This window comes from Nocardia transvalensis (assembly GCF_015477765.1).
Taxonomy (GTDB): Bacteria; Actinomycetota; Actinomycetes; order Mycobacteriales; family Mycobacteriaceae; genus Nocardia; species Nocardia transvalensis_A.
This window is the reverse complement of sequence record NZ_JADLQQ010000004.1, coordinates 677,107-698,510: the sequence shown is the minus strand read 5'-3', so window position 1 is coordinate 698,510 and position 21,404 is coordinate 677,107. Positions and strand designations below refer to the sequence as shown.

The 21,404-nt window shown below is 65.1% G+C and carries 18 protein-coding genes; 12 read left to right on the top strand and 6 right to left on the bottom strand.

What is annotated here, in order from left to right; translation table 11 throughout:
* A partial coding sequence (locus IU452_RS15005) for a Clp protease N-terminal domain-containing protein (RefSeq protein ID WP_146605600.1) occupies nt 1-126 on the bottom strand: 126 nt, incomplete at its 3' end.
* A gap of 171 nt (nt 127-297) precedes the next feature.
* On the opposite strand from IU452_RS15005, the gene IU452_RS15000 reads away from it, so the two are divergent.
* From IU452_RS15000 to IU452_RS14970, 7 genes are all read left to right on the top strand, one after another.
* Entirely contained in the window at nt 298-1,011 is a 714-nt protein-coding gene (locus IU452_RS15000; protein ID WP_195109580.1) for a DUF899 family protein, read from the top strand.
* A gap of 171 nt (nt 1,012-1,182) precedes the next feature.
* Nucleotides 1,183-2,247 carry a cobalamin-independent methionine synthase II family protein gene (locus tag IU452_RS14995; RefSeq protein WP_195109579.1) on the top strand — a complete coding sequence of 355 codons (1,065 nt, stop codon included), beginning with the start codon at nt 1,183-1,185 and terminating at the stop codon, nt 2,245-2,247.
* Between the two features lie 121 nt (nt 2,248-2,368).
* Nucleotides 2,369-5,407: an amino acid adenylation domain-containing protein gene (locus IU452_RS14990; RefSeq protein WP_195109578.1), complete on the top strand. Its 3,039-nt coding sequence runs from the start codon at nt 2,369-2,371 to the stop codon at nt 5,405-5,407.
* Nucleotides 5,404-6,222: a class I SAM-dependent methyltransferase gene (locus IU452_RS14985; protein ID WP_195109577.1), complete on the top strand. Its 819-nt coding sequence runs from the start codon at nt 5,404-5,406 to the stop codon at nt 6,220-6,222. Before IU452_RS14990 ends, IU452_RS14985 begins: the two co-directional genes overlap by 4 nt.
* Nucleotides 6,219-7,415, top strand: a complete 1,197-nt coding sequence (locus tag IU452_RS14980; RefSeq protein ID WP_228817570.1) for a cytochrome P450 — start codon at nt 6,219-6,221, stop codon at nt 7,413-7,415. Before IU452_RS14985 ends, IU452_RS14980 begins: the two co-directional genes overlap by 4 nt.
* A gap of 25 nt (nt 7,416-7,440) precedes the next feature.
* Complete coding sequence (locus IU452_RS14975) at nt 7,441-8,661, top strand: cytochrome P450 (RefSeq protein ID WP_195109576.1); 1,221 nt, start codon at nt 7,441-7,443, stop codon at nt 8,659-8,661.
* A 265-nt stretch (nt 8,662-8,926) separates the two neighbouring features.
* Complete coding sequence (locus IU452_RS14970; RefSeq protein WP_228817568.1) at nt 8,927-9,379, top strand: pyridoxamine 5'-phosphate oxidase family protein; 453 nt, start codon at nt 8,927-8,929, stop codon at nt 9,377-9,379.
* 131 nt (nt 9,380-9,510) lie between these two features.
* Here IU452_RS14970 and IU452_RS14965 read toward each other — a convergent pair whose 3' ends face one another.
* Complete coding sequence (locus IU452_RS14965) at nt 9,511-10,515, bottom strand: methyltransferase (RefSeq protein ID WP_195109574.1); 1,005 nt, start codon at nt 10,513-10,515, stop codon at nt 9,511-9,513.
* A gap of 90 nt (nt 10,516-10,605) precedes the next feature.
* Here IU452_RS14965 and IU452_RS14960 point away from each other — a divergent pair, with 90 nt between their 5' ends.
* The gene (locus IU452_RS14960) at nt 10,606-11,937 is read left to right on the top strand and encodes an NDP-hexose 2,3-dehydratase family protein (RefSeq protein ID WP_195109573.1); all 1,332 of its coding nucleotides are present in this window, start codon (nt 10,606-10,608) and stop codon (nt 11,935-11,937) included.
* Nucleotides 11,938-12,012: 75 nt separating this feature from the next.
* Here the strand turns inward: IU452_RS14960 and IU452_RS14955 are convergent, their stop codons facing one another.
* Together IU452_RS14955 and IU452_RS14950 are read right to left on the bottom strand one after the other, a co-directional pair.
* Nucleotides 12,013-12,990, bottom strand: a complete 978-nt coding sequence (locus tag IU452_RS14955; RefSeq protein ID WP_195109572.1) for an NAD-dependent epimerase/dehydratase family protein — start codon at nt 12,988-12,990, stop codon at nt 12,013-12,015.
* Nucleotides 12,991-12,995: 5 nt separating this feature from the next.
* Nucleotides 12,996-14,315 carry a nucleotide sugar dehydrogenase gene (locus tag IU452_RS14950; RefSeq protein ID WP_195109571.1) on the bottom strand — a complete coding sequence of 440 codons (1,320 nt, stop codon included), beginning with the start codon at nt 14,313-14,315 and terminating at the stop codon, nt 12,996-12,998.
* A 285-nt stretch (nt 14,316-14,600) separates the two neighbouring features.
* On the opposite strand from IU452_RS14950, the gene IU452_RS14945 reads away from it, so the two are divergent.
* Together IU452_RS14945 and IU452_RS14940 are read left to right on the top strand one after the other, a co-directional pair.
* Nucleotides 14,601-15,839, top strand: coding sequence for a DUF885 domain-containing protein (locus tag IU452_RS14945; RefSeq protein ID WP_195109570.1), 1,239 nt, complete (start codon nt 14,601-14,603; stop codon nt 15,837-15,839).
* Between the two features lie 83 nt (nt 15,840-15,922).
* Nucleotides 15,923-17,002: an acyltransferase family protein gene (locus tag IU452_RS14940; RefSeq protein WP_195109569.1), complete on the top strand. Its 1,080-nt coding sequence runs from the start codon at nt 15,923-15,925 to the stop codon at nt 17,000-17,002.
* On the opposite strand, the gene IU452_RS14935 is transcribed toward IU452_RS14940, so the two are convergent.
* Complete coding sequence (locus IU452_RS14935; RefSeq protein WP_195109568.1) at nt 16,968-18,008, bottom strand: NAD-dependent epimerase/dehydratase family protein; 1,041 nt, start codon at nt 18,006-18,008, stop codon at nt 16,968-16,970. The two genes, IU452_RS14940 and IU452_RS14935, sit on opposite strands and share 35 nt — an antisense overlap.
* A gap of 19 nt (nt 18,009-18,027) precedes the next feature.
* On the opposite strand from IU452_RS14935, the gene IU452_RS14930 reads away from it, so the two are divergent.
* Nucleotides 18,028-18,741 (top strand): class I SAM-dependent methyltransferase, encoded by a 714-nt coding sequence (locus tag IU452_RS14930; protein WP_195109567.1) that lies wholly within the window; start codon nt 18,028-18,030, stop codon nt 18,739-18,741.
* A 104-nt stretch (nt 18,742-18,845) separates the two neighbouring features.
* The gene (locus IU452_RS14925) at nt 18,846-20,549 is read left to right on the top strand and encodes an ABC transporter substrate-binding protein (RefSeq protein ID WP_228817566.1); all 1,704 of its coding nucleotides are present in this window, start codon (nt 18,846-18,848) and stop codon (nt 20,547-20,549) included.
* Nucleotides 20,550-20,719: 170 nt separating this feature from the next.
* Here IU452_RS14925 and IU452_RS14920 read toward each other — a convergent pair whose 3' ends face one another.
* Complete coding sequence (locus tag IU452_RS14920; RefSeq protein WP_195109566.1) at nt 20,720-21,349, bottom strand: SRPBCC family protein; 630 nt, start codon at nt 21,347-21,349, stop codon at nt 20,720-20,722.
* Nucleotides 21,350-21,404 lie beyond the last annotated feature (55 nt).

Sequence of the window (21,404 nt, the reverse complement as noted above, 5' to 3'; positions counted from 1 at the left end):
CTCACCCTCATGGATCAAGCCAAGCAGGATGTGCTCGGTGCCGATGTAGTTGTGGTTGAGCATCCTGGCCTCTTCCTGAGCCAGGACAACGACGCGCCTCGCGCGGTCGGTGAACCTCTCGAACATCCGCACTCCCTTGCCATGGAGTGGATCACTACACTAAACAGTAGTAAAAGGCGGTCGGGCTGGCAACCCTCACCTCGCGGTCTTCCGCTGGCACTCTTGAGGTCTCGGCCCAGCACTTCTAACTTTGGTGTGGCTATCGTCACTATCCTCAATAAAGGAGACATACCGGTCATGGGCGAACTGAACGCGAAGACAATGGAGCCGATGTGGCCGAAAGGCGCGACCGAGGACTACATCGCCGCTCGCGTCGAGCTGGCGAAGTCCGAGCGGAGACTACGTGATCAGATCGAGGACGTGGCAGCCGCGCGACGGCGGATGCCCGAGGGACTCATCCTCGATGACTACTCCTTCGCGGAAGGCCCAACCGACCTCGGCAAGCAGGGGCCGGTCCGGACCACCAGGCTGCGCGAACTTTTCGGCGGTCACGACACTCTGCTGGTCTACCACTTGATGTTCCATCCCGATGACGACGAAGCCTGCCCGATGTGCTCCATGTGGGTGGACGGATTTCATGGCGTCGCTCATCATCTGAGGCAGCACACCGGCTTCGCGGTGATCGGCAAGGCTCCCCTGGAGAAATTGCGCGGGTGGGCGTTGCGGCGTGGATGGGACGGACTGCGCATTCTCTCCAGTTATGACACCACCTTCAATGCCGATCTGAACGCCGAGCGACCCAATGGTGACCAGCGGCCGATGATCAGTGTCTTCACCGCCGACGGCGATCGGGTGCGGCACTTCTACACCCTGCCCGCGAACTTCCTCGACGACGCCCAGCGAGGCATCGACCTGCTGTCTCCTGTGTGGAACGTTCTCGATCTGCTGCCCGCCGGTCGCGGCGAGTGGTACGCCGAGAACCATTACGCCGGCCGCGAGCGCCGTGGCTGAAGATCACTGCGCCGCTGACGGTTTCCGCGATATTGCCCTCTCCGTTCCAAGTCTTGCCACCGCGCCCGGATCCCCTGTCACGATCATCAACGTCGGCACGTTCCATCCGTCGGCAGCGAATCGACAGGCCCGCAACCGGTCGAGACCGCATCGCGTCGAGAGGAGCCCACCATGCCCCTGCCCACCGAGCCGATCGGAAGCATCCCACGGCCAACTGCTCTGTTGACTGCCATCCAGGAGCATGCCGACGGGCGGATCGACGACAGTGCACTTGCCGAACACTACGACGTCGCGGTGAAGGACACCATCGAGCGTCTGGAATCGCTCGGCTCACCCGTCGTCACCGATGGTGAGCAGAACAAGCCGAGCTTTCTGACCTATCCGCTGCACGGGCTGCCGAACCTGGCCCCGGACGGCGCTGTGATCCCGTTCGCCGACGGTCACACGCGACAGCTGCCCAGACTCACGGCTGGTCCATTTCGGTACGCAAGCACCACCGCCACCTATCTCCGCACTGCCCTGAAATACGCGACCGTGCCAGTCAAACAACCCGTGATCGCCCCCTCCGCGCTGAGCCTGCTGTACCCCGCGGACGGGATCAGCGGATATTCACGAGACGAATTCCTTTCCGACCTCGTCGACAATGCCGAAGCCGATATCCGCGGCGCACTCGCTGCCGGTGCCCACTCGGTGCAAATCGACTTCACCGAAGGCCGACTGTCGCTGAAAATCGATCCGTCTGGCGCGCTGCTCGACTCGTTCATAGCCGTGAACAACCGTTTGCTCGAGCGCTTCACACCGGCCGAACGGCAACGGATCGGCGTCCACACCTGCCCCGGCGGTGATCAGGACTCGACACACAGCCTGGACATCGATTACGCGCAATTACTGCCGAAATTGTTCGGCCTGCACGCGGGACGGTTCTATGTGCAGTTGGCCAGCGAAGTCGACCCTGATCGTGTGCTCGCGATCATCGCCGAGAACCTGCCGCCCGAGGCCACAATCTTTGTCGGAGTGATCGATCCGATCGATCCGGCCGTCGAGGCCGCCGAGGTGGTCCGAGATCGGGTGCTGAATGCCGCCCGGCACCTGCCCGTCGAACGGCTCGGGACATGCGACGACTGCGGTTTCTCGCCGTTCGGCGACGATGTCTCGACGTCACGGGAAACAGCGTTCGAGAAAATACGTGCTCGGCTCGAAGGCACCGCAGCCGCATCTGCGGTACTCGGAGTGTGAGAGCAGTGGCCTACATTGACCTCGATCTCGACGAGGAACTGTATCCCGGCATCACCGGACTGCTTGCTTATCCCCCGAAGCATAGGAGAGATCTTGTCCAGCCTAGCGGAGGTGTTTTCTCATGTCATCGGACACATTGACCCGTCCTGCGCCAGGGATTGCCGACGCGATTCCGTACCCGCGGGATCTGAGTCTGCACGAGGTGTTCGACAACCAAGCTGCCCTGCGGCCGCGCGCGAGCGCGGCCGTGGACCATGGGCGGAGCTTGACCTACGGTGAACTCGCCTTGCGCTCGGACGTTCTCGCTGCTCGCCTGATCGATGCCGGGGTGCGGCCGGGCGACACCGTCGGGGTGTGTGGCGGCCGTTCGTTGGAGGCCGTCGTGGCCTTCCTCGGCATTCTCAAGGCCGGTGCGGCCTATGTGCCACTGGACGATTCAGCACCGCCGCGGCGGTTGCAGGCCATGGCCGAAGAGGCCGGTCTGCAGACCGTGGTCACCCTGCCCGGCAACATCTGTCGGGTCCGTCGCATCCGCACGCGCATCGAACTCGACGCGACCTGGGACGCCACGGTCACCGAATTCCAGCGGCCGCCGGTCGCAGCGACCGATTGCGCGTACGTCATCTTCACCTCCGGTACCAGCGGTCGCCCGAAACCGGTGGCCATCCCGCATCGGGGTGTGGTGCGACTCGCGTTCTCCGACTTGGTTTCCCAGCGTCCCCGCCCGGGTGACCGGGTGTTGCACGCCTACGGTCTGTCGTCGGACGCGTCCACGATCGAGATCTGGTCGGCACTGTTGTCGGGCGCGTGCCTGGTGCTCGCCGATCGCGAGGAGCTGCTGGCCCCCGAAGCGTTGCAGGACCGTCTGGTCGCTGACCGGGTCACGATTGCCTACCTGACCACCGGTGTGTTCCATCATGTCGCTCGTACGCGTCCGGAAGCGTTGCGCACCTTACGATTCGTCTCGGCCGGCGGTGAGGCGCTGGACCCGGATCTGACCCGTGCGGTGCTGGCGGCGTGCCCGGACACCACCGTGGTCAACTTCTACGGCCCTACCGAGAACAGTGTCGTGTCCACGGCGCATCTGGTGTGGAATCTGCCCGCGGAGGCGACCACCGTGCCGATCGGCCGGCCTCTGGAGAACTCCACCTGCTACGTGGTGCGCGCCGACGGCACGCCCGCCGACATCGGTGAGGAGGGCGATCTCCTCGTCGGCGGCGACGGTCTGGCCCTGGGCTATCTCGGGGATCCCGAGCTGACGCGGGAACGCTTCACCGTCACCGCCGACGGCGACCGCCGCTATCGCACCGGCGATCGCGCGGTCTGGCTGCCCAGCGGGGAACTGGAGTACCGCGCCCGCGCGGACCGCCAGATCAAACTGCGCGGCCACCGGGTCGAGCTGGACGAGATCGAGGCCCGGCTACGCGCGTACGACGAAATCGGCGAGGCCATGGTCGATCTGGACCAGAACACCCTCACCGGCTACCTCACGCCCGCCCGTCCGGGACAACCCATTCCGATCGAACGGATCCGCCGCGACCTGGCCACCTGGTTGCCCGCTGCGGTGGTGCCCTCCCGGCTGATTCCGCTCGACGCCTTCCCGGTCACCCACGGGGGCAAGGTGGACCGGCGGCGATTGCGCAACCTCAGGACCGCCGACGCCCCCGCGCCCACGTCCCACGACGGCGGCGGACTGCTGGACACGCTGGCCGGGATCTGGCAGACGATGCTGCGCGTGCACCCCGCGCCCGACGACGACTTCTACGATCTGGGCGGGGATTCGCTGCTGGCCGCGGAGACCGTGACCCGCACTCTCGCCGCCCTCGACATCGAGGCCCGGCACAGCAGCGCACTGATCCACAGTCTGCTGAGCACCCCGACCCTGCAGGGGTACGCCGACGCGGTCACCGGTATTCACACGCGCACGGCGTCCACGCCCGAGGTCGACTTCGCGGCCGAGGGAAGGCTCGGGTTCATCGTTCCCGCGGAGCGCGGTCCGGCGCCCGACTGGCGCCAACCCCGCGAGGTATTGGTCACGGGCGCATCGGGTTTCGTCGGTGCCTTCCTGATCGACCGGCTGCTGCGCACGACCACCGCACGGATCCACTGCCCGGTTCGGGCCCGGGACACTGTCACCGCCTACAACCGCGTCCACTCCGCGCTGGCCCGGTTCAACCTCGCCCCGCCGGATCTCGGTCGCCTGGTCTGCTTCCCGGCCGATCTGACCAAGCCCGGTCTGGGCTTGGACCCGGCTCGTGCCGCCACTCTGACCGACACCCTCGACCTGGTGTTCCACTCGGCCGCGCAGGTCAATTTCCTCTACCCCTATACCGCCCTGAAGGCCGCGAATGTCGAAGGCACCAGGGAGATCGTGCGATTGGCGGCGCCGCGCCGGGTGCCGGTGCACTTCCTGTCCACCATCGCGGTGCTCGCCGGTTTCGGGACCGCGGGCATCCACCACGTCACCGAGGACCGGCCGCTGGCGCATCCGGATCGGTTGACCATGGGGTACGCGGAGAGCAAGTGGGTCGCCGAACAGGTGCTGCGGGACGCCGCCGCGCAGGGGGTGCCGGTCGCGGTCTACCGGCCCTACGAGATCACTGGTGACCAACGGACCGGGGCGTGCAACACCGAGACCGCGATCTGCTCGCTGTTCAAGACGATCTCGGAAACCGGTCTGGCGCCGGACATTCCGTTGCCGATGGACTTCGTGCCGGTCGACTACCTCGCCGACGCCATCATCCACATAGCCACCCACCGGGCGACCACCGACAGCACCTACCATCTGACCAACCCCCGCCCGGCGACGTTTGCCGACATGCTCGAACGGATGAAAGTCGCGGGCCACCCGATCACGATGTTGCCCTACAACGACTGGGTCGCCGAACTGGTCCGTCACGTCACCGCCAACCCGACCAGCGCGACCGCACCGTTCGTGTCACTGTGCGTCGACCGCAGCAACAAAGCCGACATATCGGTGAAGGAAATGTATTTCGAGGGCACCTTCCCCACCCTGGACCGCACCAACGTCGAACACGACCTGGCCGGCAGCGGCCTGGTCTGCCCGCCCGTCGACACCGCCCTGCTGGACCGGTACCTGGAGTACTTCCACGTCACCGGCTACATCAACCGCCCTAACCCAAAGGACCTGCAATCATGACCCAGCAGCTGACGCGATCGCTGACGGAGCTCTACGGATACGCCTATCTGAAGGCCGAGGAGGCCGGGGCGCGTCCAGGGGTCACCTGGCTGATCTATCAGGCCAGCGACGGGATCGCGTTCGCCGAGGACGTGGTGAACTACTTCGCGCCACCGCAGGGGTGGTGGCAGACCGATGTGCTGGCCTGCGAGCAGGCGCGCGGCCGGGTGCTCGACATCGGTTGCGGCGCAGGCCGCCACGCCCTCCTGGTGGCGCAGGCCGGCCATGAGGTCGTCGGCCTCGAGCCCTCCCGCGATGCAGTCACTGTCGCCCGCCGCCGCGGGATCGACGCCCGCTGCGGCGGCCTGCCCGACCTGCCGGACGGTCTCGGCACGTTCGACACCTTCCTGCTCGTCGGCGGCGGTCTGCACCTGCTGACACTGGGCGACGAGTCCGGCACGGCGCTCGAGCGCCTCGCGGCGGCGGCCAACCCGGGCGCCTGCGTCGTCGGCACCATGGTGACAGAGCCCGGTGAACAGGCGGAGACGTACCGGATCCGAGTCCAGCACGAGGGTCGGCTGACCGAGTGGAGCGAGTGGAGCAGCGCGGGCGTCGCGGTGTCGCCGGACGACCTGGCCGATCTCGCGGACGGCACTGGATGGGTAGTCGAACATATCCAGCACCGCGAGCAGACCTACCCCGCCGACATCGTCTCGGCCGAACAGCTGCAGGCAATGGACCGCGATCAGGCGTGGACACCCCCGGAATCCGCCTCGCAACCTCAGCCGCTGTCCAGTTTCCTGGCCCGGCTACGGCTGACCGGAGGACAAGCATGATCGACAACACGGCGCAGATCACCGACTTTCCGATGGCGCCACCGGGAACCATGGGACCGCCGGCCGAGTACAACGAACTGCGCGCGCACCGTCCGGTGGTCAAGGTTCGGATGGATATGGACGCCACCGCCTGGTACGTCACTCGCTACTCCGATGTTCGTTCCTTGATGGCGGACTCGCGGCTGGTCCGGCCGACCATCACCGAGTGGCCGGACCGCTCGGCCGAATCCGACGATCGAGGGTCGGCGCTGACCACGATGATGGAGCTGGACGGCCCGCGGCACACCGCCCTGCGCAGAGCGGTCGCCGGGCCTTTCAGCAGAGGATCGATTCGAAACTGGTTGCCGCGCATCCGGGATCGGGCCGAACAACTGCTGGTGTCGCTGCGTGCCGACGGACCGCCCGGTGACCTGGTCGCCGGGTTCACCGATCCCTTTCCGCTACTGGTGATGTGCGACATAGTCGGGATCCCGCCCGAGGACTGCGACCAGTTCGTGCCGGTGTGCAAGTCCGGCTTCGACTCCATGGTCAGTCCGGAGGAGGCACGCAAGACCGCCGATCTGCTCCGCGACTACGTGGAGGGGTTGATTGCCCGCAAGCAGCGGAATCCGGAGTGGGACGTTTTGACCCATCTGGTCGGTGAGTGGCAGGCCGGTCGGTTGTCCTACGAGGACGTGTTGGTGTTCGGGTTGTCCATGGTGACTTCCGGTTTCAGGACCAGCAGCATCTTCCTGGCCAACGCGGTGCTGGCCCTGCTGACCGAACCGGGCCAGTATGCCGAACTGCGCGACAACCGCGAACTCATGCCGACCGCCGTCGAAGAACTGCTCCGCTACGTCCCGATGATGAACGGCGCGGTGGTTCTGCTGGCCACCGTGGATATCCAGCTGCACGGTTACACCATCTGCAAAGGTGACGCGGTCCTCCCGGTGCTCGCCGCGGCCAACCGCGATGAGGCCGTCTTCACCGACCCCGACCAACTCGACCTGAGTCGTGCGGTCAACCCGCACATCATGTTCGGCCGGGGCGCGCACAACTGCTTCGGCGCGCACCTGGCCCGGGCCCAGCTGAGTACCGGCCTCGAGGCCCTCCTCGACGGATTCCCGAAGTTGCGCCTGATCGATGACCAGTCACCCACGTGGGACGACGAGTCCCCCACCAAGTCTCCGCTCACCCTTCCGGTCTGTTGGTGAACCACAAATTTCGACAGGACCGCCCATGAGCACCACATCGATCCCCGACCCGCCTCCGCCCATCGACATACCGCTCGCCCCTCCAGGTGCCATGGGACCACCGGAACAGTACGCGCAGCTGCGCCGGGAATGCCCCTTCGCCAGGCTGCAGACGATGCTGGGCAGGACCGACGTGACCATGTGCTACGTCACCAGATACTCCGACGTCAAAGAACTGATCGCCGACCCTCGGTTGATCAGACCCAGCATCAACGCCTGGCCACCGCAGACCACGCAGCCCGCAGACACTGGACCCGGCTTGATCACCGTCATGGAGATGGAGGGTCCACAGCATGTGGCACTGCGCCGGGCACTCGCCGACGCCTTGAGCGCCCGATCCATCCGGCGCTACCTGCCACGACTGCGTCAACTGGCGACAGACATGCTGGAGGATTTCGCCGCCGACGGGCCGCCCGGTGATCTGATCGCCGGCTTCGCCGAGCCTTTCCCGCTACTGGTCATGTGCGACCTCGTCGGTATCCCGTATACCGAGCGCGAATACTTCCTGCCGATGGCCGACGCCGCCCTCGGCGCCCTGCAGACCTTGGATGAGGGCCGCCAGGTCACCGGTCAGTTGCGTGCGTTCATCTCCTCGGTGATCGACCGGAAGCGACACGAGCCCGACCAAGACATCCTCACCCACCTGATCCGGGTCTGTGACGACGGTGGTGTCCTCACCGAGGAATCGGTGATCAGTTTCGGGCTGTCGATGCTGGTCGCCGGCTACCGCACGACCACCATGTTCCTGGCCAACTCGGTGCTCACCCTACTCACCCAGACCGGCCAGTACGCCCGGCTGCGCGACAACCGCGAGATCATGCCGACAGCCGTGGAAGAGCTGCTCCGCTACATTCCGGTGATGAACGGCGTCGTGGTTCTGCTCGCCACCGAGGACATCCAGCTGCACGGGCACACCATCGGCAAAGGCGAAGCCGTCCTCCCGGTCCTCGCCGCGGCCAACCGCGACGAGACCGTCTTCACCGATCCCGACCAGCTCGACCTGGAACGCATGATCAATCCGCACATCGTGTTCGGCCGCGGGGCGCACAACTGCCTCGGCGTACACCTGGCACGGGCCGAAATGACCGTCGCCCTCGACACCATCCTCGACCGATTCCCACAGCTGCACCTCCTCGATGACCAGCCACCCACCTGGGACGACACATCACTCGCCAAATCGCCGGTCACTCTCCCCGTCGGATGGTGAACAGTGCCACCGAGATATCCGTCGAAGTTGGCTATTGGTCTCGGCCAGGATTGAGACACGCTGGTCGGGTATGTCTACCCCTATCCGAGTAGTGGTCGGTGGCGCGGCTCGGCTGCGTGCGTGCCGAGTACTGAAAACTGTTGTACGCCAATGAAAAGAATCTTCCCGAGTGTCATTGACAGCGGAAGGTTTCGCTTCTTAAGGTAAAGTGCTGTTAGTCATTCGACTAGCAGATCGGGCCAAAGGTGATTCGATGGATCTCACTATGTCTGTGCATGACCGGGAGGAATTCCTCGCCGCTGTCCACGTGGGTGTGTTGGGTGTGATCGATCCGCGTGGTGTACGGGCGCCGTTGTTGGTGCCGATCTGGTACGGCTATCAACCCGGTGGTGAGGTGATCGTGGAGACCGGGCGGAAGTCGATCAAGGCTCAACTGATCGGTGCGGCAGGCAGATTCAGCCTGTGTGTGCAGGACGAGTCCGCGCCGTATCGGTATGTGAGTGTTGAGGGACCGGTGGTCGGCGTCGACGATCCGGTGCCCGTCACCACGCGGGCTGCGCTCGCACAGCGATATCTGGATGCGTCGACGGCAGCGGCGTATCTGGAAACCAACCAGCACCAGCTGACCGAGGACGTGGCGTTCCGGATGCGTCCACAGCGCTGGCGAACAGCCGACTTCTCCGCATTCGCCACAGAATTTTCAGCCGACAAGGACTGAATCCCTTTTCCTTTTTTTCGAGCAGTGTTGCCGTTTTTCAGTAGAACTGAGTCGTGCGCCTTTTTATGTTTTTATGGGGAAGGGGTGCTACTGCGCCGATTTTCCGAGAGCCGCGGACATGATCGCATCAGCTACTCGTCGACGACCGCCTCGATGACCGACATCGGGGTCGAGGTCGCCGTCACCCGGGTCATGCGCAGACCGGCATCGGCGAACAACGGCCGCAGCTCCTCCGCGGTGCGTTCCCGGCCGGTGAACGCGGCCAGCATCATGAAGTCCATCGCCTTGCTCTGATGGCTGTCCTCGCCCGGCGGCACGATCGCGTCGATCACGAGCACCCTGCCGCCCGGTCGCAGCGCCCGACGGCAGGTGCCGAGGATCTGCACGCACTGCTGGTCGTCCCAATTGTGAATGATCCGTTTGAGCACGTGGACATCGGCGGGCGGGACTTCGGTGAAGAAGTCTCCTGCGACGACCTCCCATCGGCCTGCCAGTTCCGGCTCGTCGAGCCGGTGTTTCACCACTTCGTCGGCCCGGTCCAACAGAATCCCGTGCAGCAAGGGATGGCTCATCAGCACCGAACGCAGGAATCCTCCGTAGCGACCGCCGATGTCGGCGACTGTGCCTTGCTCCGGCCATGTGCAGGCATGGGCGATGAGGTCGTTCTCCGCGTCGGAGACCGCCTCCATCCCCTCGTAGAACAGGGCCTCCGTCGTCGGCTCAGCGGCGAAGTAGTCCGGAATGGATTGACCGAAGAACTCGGCGATCGACGGGTCCGTGGCACGCACGCTGTCGCCAACCGCGTGCGACGTCTGCCAGAACAGCCGGTCGGTGAACATCAGGATGCCGGAACGAGCCGATCTCGGCGCGTCGGCGCGCATTGCGTCCCCGGCCGCAGTCAGGCCGAAAACGTCCGGCTTCTCCTCGTGGAAGATCCCACGGGTGGCGAGTATCCGCAGGATTCGCCGCAGGCCGTCCGGCCGCGCCCCCGTGGCCTCGGCCAGTTCGTCCAGCCCGCGTGGCCCGCCGGCTACGTGATCGGCGACGCCGATCAATGCCGCGGCGCGCAGAGCGGCGGCATAGGTGTAGCTCATCGCTTCCTCGTAGAGAAACAGCGCGGACTGCTCCGAGTTCATCGATCCTCCCGATACGCGGCGGCGACCAACCGTCCCAGATTCATGCTATACATCTTTGAAGTAATATTGCCAGCGTCAGGGAGGGCAGCCATGCCGGACCTAGCCGATCTGCCGCAGCGACTGGCCGAATCGGCGGCGCACCTGCCGGAACCGGTGACCGCGGTCGAGGACTGGCTGGCCGACCGTCGCGTCCGATGCCCCTTCCGGGTCGACCGGGTGCCGTTCGACCAGCTGGATGGCTGGCTGTTCGACGAGGAGACCGGCGATCTGGTGCACCGGACCGGCCGGTTCTTCGCAGTGGAAGGCGTCCGGATCCGCACCAACCACGGCACCATTCCGGAGTGGACACAGCCGATCATTCACCAGGAGGATGTGGCTATCCTGGGCATTCTGGCCAAACAACTCGATGGGGTGCTGCATTTCCTGATGCAGGCCAAGATGGAGCCGGGCAACGTCAACACGGTCCAGGTCTCCCCCACCGTGCAGGCGACTTCGAGCAACTACGAGCGGGCGCACCGCGGCGCATACTCCCGGTACGTCGAGTACTTCACCGAGCCCGGTATGGCCCATGTCCTTGTCGACGTGCTGCAGTCCGAACAAGGATCGTGGTTTCGCGGCAAACGCAATCGCAACATCGTCGTCGAGGTCACCGGCGAGGTCGAGCCACACGACGACTTCCGTTGGCTGACTCTGGGGCAGCTGCTCGAGCTGTTGCACCACCCGCATTTGATCAATATGGATGCTCGCACCGTGCTGTCCTGCCTGCCACTGACCGATTCCCCGGCTGGACCGGTCGAGCGCATCGAGGTTCGCAACTGGCTCACCACCCAGAAGGCCGGCTATGCGCTGACCGCCGATCGGTTGCCGCTGAACCAGGTACGGGAATGGCGGCGGGACGCCGTTCGCGTCTTTCACCCCAGCGGCAAGTATTTCGAAGTCGTCGGTGCGCGGATACAGGCAACAAACCGAGAGGTCGCCAACTGGTGCCAGCCGCTGCTTGCGCCCCGCGGCACCGGGCTGGCGGCGTTCGTGCTCCGCGACTTCGACGGCGTAACCAAACTGCTGGCACGGGCGGACGTGCGAGCGGGATACCGCGATGTCGTCGAAGTGGGGCCGACCGTGCAATGCACCCCAGCCAACTACAAGGATCGGCCGAGCCCGCGTTACTTGGACCTCGTCGAATCTCCTGAAGTCCGGGTGCTGTACGACGTGGTGCAGTCCGAGGAGGGCGGCCGGTTCTCCTCGGCGCTGACCCGACATCTGCTTGTCGAGGCAGGACCGGAGTTCGGCGAGGACCTCCCGAAGGGGTTCATGTGGCTGACCGCAGACGAACTCGCCGGGCTGGCCCGGTCGAGCTATCAGGTCGACATCGAGGCCCGCAGCCTGCTGCTCTGCTTGCGGGCCATGGGAAAACTCAGGTGAGATCGAGCGTTCCCGCGCAGCGGTACACCGACTCGACCTCACCCCCGATCTTCACGTCGCCCCCTTGCGACCGCCTCACACGGGCGTTCCGTCCAACCACCACGAGCTTGTCTTGGCCCATTCGATGGTCTTGGTCAGTCCCTCCTGGAGGGTCGTTGCGCACTCCCAGCCAAGCAGGCCACGGACTTTCGCGGTGTCCGGCACGCGCCGAGGAATGTCCTCGTAGGTTGCCCCCAGCGCCGCACGTGTCTCGAAGACGACCGGTTCGACGTCGACGCCTGCGATCCTGGTCGCCAGCGCGATCGCCTCGGCCACCGTCGTCTCGCGCTGGCTGCCGACATTGAAGCTCTGTCCTTGCGCGGCCGTGCACGCCGCGAGCCGAACGGTCGCGTCCACCGCGTCGTCCACGAAGGTGAAGCACCTGGTCTGCGCGCCGCCGTCGTATAGGAGCGGCGGCTGCTCATGCAGCAGGCGGTGGATGGTCTTGCTCAGCACGTAGGCCGGGCGTTGACGTGGGCCGTACACGTTGAAGTACCGAACGATCAGCGCCCGCAGTCCGCGGTGATGGGTATAGCCGAAGGTCACGTGCTCGGCGACGGCCTTGCTGGTCGAGTACGACCACCGGTCCGCCGCGGTGCTGCCCAGCACCCGGTCATCGTCCTCCGACCACGGTGGATCCGGGTTGCGTCCGTAGACCTCACTGGTGCTGGCGAGCACGACCTTTGCCCCGGCGTCCAGCGCCGACCGGAGCACGTTCTTGGTGCCGGTCACGACGACGTCGATGACGTCGAGCGGGTCTTGTAGGTAGTAGTCCACACCGACCATCGCGGACAGGTGGAACACAGTGTCCACCTCCGGCGTCACTACCGAGGCGACCGCGTCGGCGTCTCGGATGTCGGCGCGCACGGACCGAACCTTCTCTCGGTCGCACCGCAGATCCGGTGGGAGCGGTGCCGGGTCGTACACGATCACGTCGTAGCCTTGCCGCACAAGCGCTTCCACGAGGTGGCTACCGACGAAACCGGAACCACCCGTGACAACCGCCGTCGGCACGCCACTCACCGGCCGACCCCGCGGTAGCGGAATCCCAGCGCGCGCAGCCGTTCGATCCGTTCAGGTGGGTAGTAGATCCGGCCGTCGAACACCAGGCATGGCATGGTGACTTGGTCACGCAACCACTCCATGTCGATTCCGTGGAACGGGCGGTGGCCGGCGAGCACGGCCACCGCGTCCACGCCCGCGACCGCTTCGGCCAGACTGGCGGCTGGGTCCACACCCAGAACCGCCCGCACCTCGGTGGGATCGGCCAACGGGTCGTACACCCGGAACTCGGTTCCGGCGGCACGCAAAGCGTCGACCACACCGCGCACCGGCGTATTGCGTAGGTCGCCGGTGTCGTTCTTGAAGGAGACACCGAGGATGGCGATCCTCGCTGCGGCCGGATCCCTGCCCATCTTGACCAGCTCGTCACGGATCAGGCCATGTGAGAATTCCGGCATGGCATCGTTGACCTGCCGCGCGGTCTCGATGGTGTGCAGCGTGACGCCGCGGTCGCGGCCCGCCCGCCATGCCATCCACGGATCCTTGGTCAGGCACGACCCGCCGACGCCGACACTGGGCAGCAGGATATTGACATGCCCGCCGCCCTTGGGCAACGAGCTCGCCGCCCCGATGACCTCGAGCACGTCCACGTCGAACGCGGCGCAGAGCCGGGCGAGCTCGTTGGCGATCGCGATGTTCGCGTCGATCCACCAGTTGGTGGCCAGCTTGACGATCTCCGCCACGTCGGCCGACGGCACCTCGTGCACCGGCACATTCAACCCGGTACGCCAGAATCTGGCAGCCGCTTCGGCGCTGGCGAGATCGTATCCACCGACCACAACAGTCAGCTCGCGCAGCTGGGCCAGTGCGGCGCCCTCGGCCAACCGTTCCGGACAGTACGCAAGCCCGAAGTCCTCGCCGGGCCGCAGGCCGGACCCCGCCAGCAACGAGGCCACCAGCGTCCGCGTGACTCCCGGTGCGACAGTGCTCTTCAGGATCACCAGCTGGCCGCGCCGCAGTCTCGGGGCGAGCTGGTGGCAGACCTGTTCCAGTGGGGCAGTCGATAGCGCTCCGGCCTCGTCCACCGGGGTCCCCACCGTCACGACGACCACGTCGACACTCCGGACAGCGTCGTAGTCCGTCGTGAACGTCAGATGCGACGAGCCGACCAGCCGGGCCAGGGCTTCGGCGAGCCCCGGCTCCGGAATGCGCGACCGGCCTGCTCGCAGGCCTTCGATAACGCCGACGTCGTTGTCGATCCCCACAACGGTGAACCCGCGCTCGGCCAGCGTGACCCCGAGGCACGAACCGACGTAGCCGAATCCGACAACGGCCACGCGCGAGTCAGGAGATCCTGAGAAAAACCGCACGACAAGCCACCTTCCCCGCCACTGTCCGCGCTCAGCCACAGGCGTCCGCCGACGGCCTGGCACATGCAGTTCGATTAACTACTAAATAATATACTGTCTCTCGGTAAGTCGTTGAACATCCCATCGTCCGGAAGGCCCTACTCCATTGCTGCGCGCCTCTCGGAGCGGAGACTGCGCGGCCGTCGGCCAAGTACGACCTAAGGATCGTTATATTACTTCAAAATAATATGCTTTTGATGGTACGTTCAGGTCATGCCCGCCGAGCAGCTCGTCGCCGACTATCTGAAGCTGGGGCTGCGGTTTGGCAGGCTCGCCGACGGTTTCGTCGACTGCTGGTTCGGCGACCCGTCTCTGGCCCATCAGGTCGTCGACGAACCCCGACCACACCCGGCCGATCTGGCCGGACAGGCACGGCTGCTCAACGAACGGCTCGCCGACACCGAGCTCGAAGAACCACGGCGGCGGTTCCTCACCGCTCAGCTCACCGCGCTGGAGTGCGTCGCCGATCGGCTGGCAGGACGGCCGATCTCGTTCCGCGCCGAGGTCGAGGCCTACTTCCAGGTGCACATCGAGCCCGGTGACACCGACCGCTACGCGGAGATCCATCGCGCGATATCGGACCTGCTCCCAGGCAACGAAAGCCTGCACGACCGGTTGACGAACTTCTACGCTCGCAACCATATTCCGCCCGAACGCCTGCAGGGCTCGGTACAGGCGGTATCCGACGAGTTTCGCACCATCGTCCGGCCGCTGTTCGGGCTACCGGACACCGAGAACGTCACCTATGAGGTCGTGCGGGACAAGCCTTGGAACGCGTTCAACCGTTACCACGGCGAGCACCGGTCCACCGTTCAGCTCAACGCCACCGCCGGCAGCAACATCGCCGCGCTGCCCATCATCGTGACGCACGAATCCTACCCGGGACACCACACACATCACTGTCTGAAACAGACAGACCTGGTCGAGGCACGCGGGTGGCGCGAGCACACGATCATGCTCGTGAACACCCCGCAGTGCCTGGTGTCCGAAGGAATGGGGGAAGCCGCGCTGTCGGTGGTCATGGGTGAGGGCTGGGGCGAATGGACGGCGGCGATCCTCAACGGGCAGGGCGTGCACATCGACGGCCCGCTCGTCGAACGAATGCTAGGGCTGGTCGTGCAACTGCTACCGGTCCGACAGGACGCGGCCATCCTGTTGCATGACAACGGCGCCGATCCCGACGAGGTAATCGAGTACCTGCAGCGGTGGCTGCTCTTGCCGGAGGAACGCGCCAAGCACCTGGTCAGCTTCCTCACCGACCCGTTGTGGCGGGCGTACACGACGACGTATATCGAAGGCGCCCGGCTGGTCGGCGAATGGCTGGCGGCAGGACCAGTTGCGCAGAGTATCACCGACCGGTACCGGACGCTGCTGCACGAACCGTTGCTGCCCGCCGATCTGGTGAAAGACCTGGGAGCGAGAGCACCCGGCGTCGGGAATGACGAACGTTGACGTGATGGGGTGGCTCTGGGATGGTTTCGGCGACGGGTTCCACGACAGGCGTTGCGAGCGACCGGTTACCTTCGCTCACCGGTATGCGATGGCTCGCCGCAGCACTGGTTTTTTTCCATCACGCCGTGCTGGGCACCTTCCCCGTCGCGGTCTTCGGCGACGGCCTCGGGTTCGCCGCGGCTCCTGCCGCCGCTGTGGGAGTTTCCTTCTTCTTCATCCTCAGCGGGTTCGTGCTGACGTGGTCGGCACGGCCGGATGACACCGCTAGGAGATTCTGGCGACGACGCTTCTTCAAGATATATCCGAACCACGTGGTCACGTTCATCGCGGTCGTCGCACTGCTGATGTGGATGCAGGCCCCGATCGTCGGGGTGGTACCGAACCTGTTGCTCGTGCACGCCTGGCCCCCAGATCTGAACGTGGTCTTCGGCGTCAACGCGGTGAGCTGGTCACTAGCATGTGAGGTGCTGTTCTATTCGACGTTCCCGGTGTGGCTGGCGCTGACCAACCGGATCCGGCCGAACTGGCTGTGGTTCGGCGCCGGCGCCGTCGCCCTACTGGTCTTCTGTGTTCCGTTGGCGGCGGAACTCTTCCCGGCGGGCCCCGAATCCGCTTGGGCCCCGGGGACTTCCGACGAGCGGTACTGGTTCGTCTACGCGTTCCCGCCGGTCCGTCTGCTGGAGTTCATTCTCGGCATCATGCTCGCACGGATCGTACAGACCGGCCGGTGGATCAACATCGGACTGTGGATACCGGCCATCCTTCTCGTCATCGGCTATGTCGCCGCGCTGCACGTGCCGTTCCTGTTCAGTCTCGCGGCGGCCACGGTGATCCCGCTGGCGCTGCTGATTCCGGCCGCGGCCGCCGCCGACGTGCGTGGCAGGCAATCGTTCCTCGGCAGCCCCGTGATGGTCTGGTTGGGCACCATCTCCTTCGCCTTCTATCTCATACACCTGGCTGTCTTGGTCGGACTGTCCTATGCGGTCGGCCCGGAGTACCCGTGGACCCCGGGGACCGCGGCCGGTCTGGTGGCAATCGCGCTCGCGGTGTCCATCGTGATGTCGTGGTTGCTCCACACGCTGGTCGAAAGGCCGATCCAGCGCAGGTTCTCCACTCCACGCGCCCGCGTCACGAACGCGCCAACTGCGCGACAAGAGCCTTGACGGTGTATTCGAGCGCATGCCGGGTCGATATCGACGCTGACCACCCTGTCACCGCACGGAACGCGGAGGAGTCGATCACGAAGCTCTTGGAGTCGGTGGCCTCGGCGCGCTCCGGCGTCACCGACACCACCGGAACCGGCGGACAGCCCGTGACAACGGCCACCGTCTCGGCGATGGTTACCAGCAGATCGCTGACCCGGATGGGTTCGCCCGTCCCGATCAGCCAGTGCTCGCCCACGAGCCGGTCGACGTGATCGAGCGCGGCCACGAAGGCGCGCGCTGCGTCGTCTACATAAACCATGTCACGCAATACCGTGCCGTCGTTCCACAGCGGAAGCGGCTTCCCTTCCAACGCACAACGCACCATCGTCGCGACAACACCATGCGCCTTTGCACCCGAATCCGGGCTGGGACCGAAGACCGTCGGGAGGCGGAGCGTGATGCCACGCACGACACCCTCGGCCGTCGCCTTCTTCAGTATCCGTTCGGCCGCGAGCTTCTGCCTGTCGTACGTCGTCACGGGATTGTCCACTTCGGATCCGTCGATCCGGATCGAGGGCGGGATCCCGACCTGCGAAATCGTTCCCGAGTAGAGCACCACCGGGCGCCGAATCCGGTTCTCCGCGCGCAGCACCTCGACCAACTCGCGCATGACACCGACGTTGACGCGCTCGGCGGCCGGATCGTCCGTTGCGATCCGCCATGAGCTCGCCGGGGAGATGTGAGCGACAAGGTTGATCACCACGTCGGCACCCGTGACAGCTGCCGCGAGTTCACCGGGCACGGTGAGACATGCCCTGTGTACTTCCACTTCTGCCGACCCGCCGCCCGTGCAGGACCACCCGGCGCGGCGTGTCACGGCCCGAACGTTGACCGGCCACGACTCGAGGGTCCTGACAATCGCCGACCCGAGGAAACCCGAGGCCCCTAACACGACGATCAACGGCCGCCCGCACCCCACCCGCCTCATGTAACAATATATTATTGAACTGATCGGCTCGGTCAAGCGTATTCGGAGGCTGCCGATGGGATACCCTGAGAAGCTCGCCGACGTCTACGACCTCGTATTCTCCAGCCGGGGCAAGGACTACGCCGGGGAGGCTGCCGAAATCGGGCGACAGATTCGGAAGCGGTTCCCCGCGGCCAGATCCCTGCTGGACGTGGGTTGCGGCACGGGACACCACCTGGCGTGGTTCCGCTACGATTTCGACCACGTCGAAGGAGTCGAACCGGCGCGGGCTATGCGTGCACAAGCCGAGCGAAAGCTCCCGTGGGTGCGCATCCACTCCGGAGACATGCGCGAGTTCCGGCTCGACCGTGAATTCGACGCGGTCACATGCCTGTTCGGTCCGATCGGGTACATGCGTGACGAGGCGGAGCTGGCCACCGCGATCAGCCGAATGGCCATGCACTTGACCGACGAGGGGGTGCTGGTGCTCGATCCCTGGTGGTTCCCGGAGAACTTCATCGACGGGTACGTGATGGCCGAAGTGGCGCAAGAGGAAACCCGGTCCGTCGCGCGCGTGTCACATTCGATCCGTACCGGACCATCGATGTGCATAACGGCCAAGTACCTGGTGGGCGCCGCAGACGGGATCACCGAGTTCCACACGGCGGATACGCTCAGCCTCTTCACGCAGGGCCAGTACGCCGATGCCATCACGAAGGCGGGGTTGGACGTCGAGTACCTGCCGAGGCTGGTAACCGACCGTGGTCTTTTCGTCGGCACCCGCCGCTAGTACCGGCCTCGGCTGGGCGGGGTTGGACCACCGAAGGCATCCGACTATATATTATAGTATCTAGTTTGGTGACTGCCGCTGTCCGGCATGGAAGGTTGGCGACGATGACGGAACCGCAACCGCGATACGGCGGCATCCTCCGTTACTACGGCCCCGGAGGCATGGACCACGTCGATCCGGCCTGTGCCTACTACGCGTTCTCCCACCAGATCGTGCGATTGTTCGCCCGACAGCTGTTTGGTTACCGAACAGCGCTCGATGAGTCCGCGCTGGTACCTGTGCCCGATGTTGCCGCAGAGATTCCCACCGCGGCCAATGGTGACATCGACCAGGACGGACGACGGTACACGATTCGACTGCGCTCCGGGGTGTACTGGGATACTGATCCGCCGCGGCCGGTGACCGCGGCGGACTTCGTGCGTGGGTTCAAGCGAATGTGCAATCCCATAGTCGGCGCCGGCGCGCTCACCTACTACACGAGCACCATCAAGGGAATGGGCGAGTTCGCGGAGGGATATCGGGCGGCCTTCGCCGACCGTCCGCCGACCGCCGCCGATCTGGCCGGATACCAGAACTCCCGAGATATCACCGGGCTGCGCGCGGTCGACGACACCACACTGGTCATAGAACTGGACCGGCCGGCCAACGACATGCTGAACATCCTAGCCATGACGTTCGCCTCCGCCGCACCGGCCGAATACGACGAATTCGTTCCGGACAGCCCGGAACTGATCCGCAATATCCGCTCCAACGGGCCGTACCGATTGACACATTACGAGCACAGTGTGTCATTACGGATGGAGCGCAACCCGGCCTGGCGTCAGGAATCCGATCCGATTCGTCATCAGTATGTCGATGGGATAGACGTCCGAATGGCCCGGGTCAGCGATGACCAGGTACGCCAGGCCATCGAAAACGGGCAGGCGGACCTGTCGTGGGGTGCGCCACTGATCAGTCCGGACCGAAAGGTGCTGGACGCCGACCGACATCTCGGCTATGCGCTGAATCCGTACCTCGTATTCAATATGAGCAGCCCCAACGAGCGCGGCGCAATGCGCAATCTCACCGTGCGACGAGCCATCGCCTATGCGATCGACAAGGCCGCTATGGTGAAGTTTCTCGACGACATGAACGTGGGCACGGTGACCGAGATCGCGCATACCGCCATACCCAAGGGCAACTTCGGATATCGGGAATACGATCGCTACCCCACGCCGGGCGACCGCGGCGACCCGGAACGGAGCCGGGCCCTGCTCGCCGAGGCCGGCTACCGGGATGGGCTGACGCTGCGGGCGTTGTACCGGGAGGACACCCCCCACGACGCCATCGCGAAGGCCTACGCGGAGGATCTGGCCGCTGTCGGCATCGAGGTGGAGCTGGTGTTCGCCGGTTCCGCCGATGAGTATTACCGGTTCCTGCAGAACCCGGCCAGGGCGCGGGCCGGGGAATGGGATATCACCGCGGCCGCGTGGACGCCGGACTGGTTCGGCAATAACGGCCGTGCCTACATCCAACCCATGTTCCAGTCACATTTCGCCTCGGGGACAACCAATTATGGCAACTACCGGAATGAGAAGGTCGATCGGCTCATCCTCGAAGCGCTGTCCGAACAGAATTTTCAACGAGCCGAGGAACTCTGGCATCAGATTGACCGACAAGTGCTGGAGGATGCGGCCATCGTGCCGATCTTGGCCTGCGAACCCACGATTCCGCACATGACGAGTTCGCGCGTCCACAATGCCCTGCCGATGCCACAGGTCGACCGCTGGTTGGACGCAGCGAATCTTTGGCTCGACCCGACCGACTGAGCACTGTTCGGCGATCCCGCGCTCTCTCGACAGGTGAATGGGAACCTACCGCAGTAGCCTCGGGTTGATTCGGCTGCCTCGGTGATCCTGACATTTCTGCGTAGCAGCCATAGCGACTGCTACGCAGATCCACAGTCCGGAGAATGCCACAGCCCGGAGACGGCCAATCGTCAGCTCGACGCGGACGCCGTGTAGAAGGACTTGGCGCGTTCTGCCTTAGCGCGTGCCTTCTCCGGGTCCGCACCCGCGGCGATGTCGACCTCACACCACTTCCCGGCGCTCAGCGTCACGAACTGTACGCCTGCCTCGGACGTGTCCCAGCTCGAGTCCGGTTCAATCGGCTGCCCGGCCGTATAGGCGGCCAACCCGAGCAGCGAACGGTCCCAGCCGACACCACCTGCGGCGGGCCCGTACTGCTCCCAGTGCTCGTTGACAGGCATCAGGTGCTCGAGTTCGAGGGCGGTTCGGTCCTCTGCCTCGACTGAGAGCCGCAGTTCGACCCAGCTGACGTCCCCTTCGTACTCCCAGGTGACGGCGAGGTTCCGGGGCGGCTCGCACCGCCGGATCGTTCCCGTGGTGTTGCTCTCCAGTCGGTAGCGGCCGTTGGGGCGCAGGTCGCCGGACACCGACTCGTACCACTTGGCGAGCCGCTCCGGATTGGTGCACGCGTCCCACAGGTTATCGATGTCGGTGGTGTAGGTCTGTCGGAGGGTCAGTACCCTGCCTTCCTCACCCGATTCCAGCCGCCGGACGCCGACCTCCCGCCGTACGGCTTCGATCTGCCGGTTGATGTCGATCATGGAGTTCTCCTCACTGTGCATCGTTCCGTTATCTCAGCCATCGTCGATTGATTTC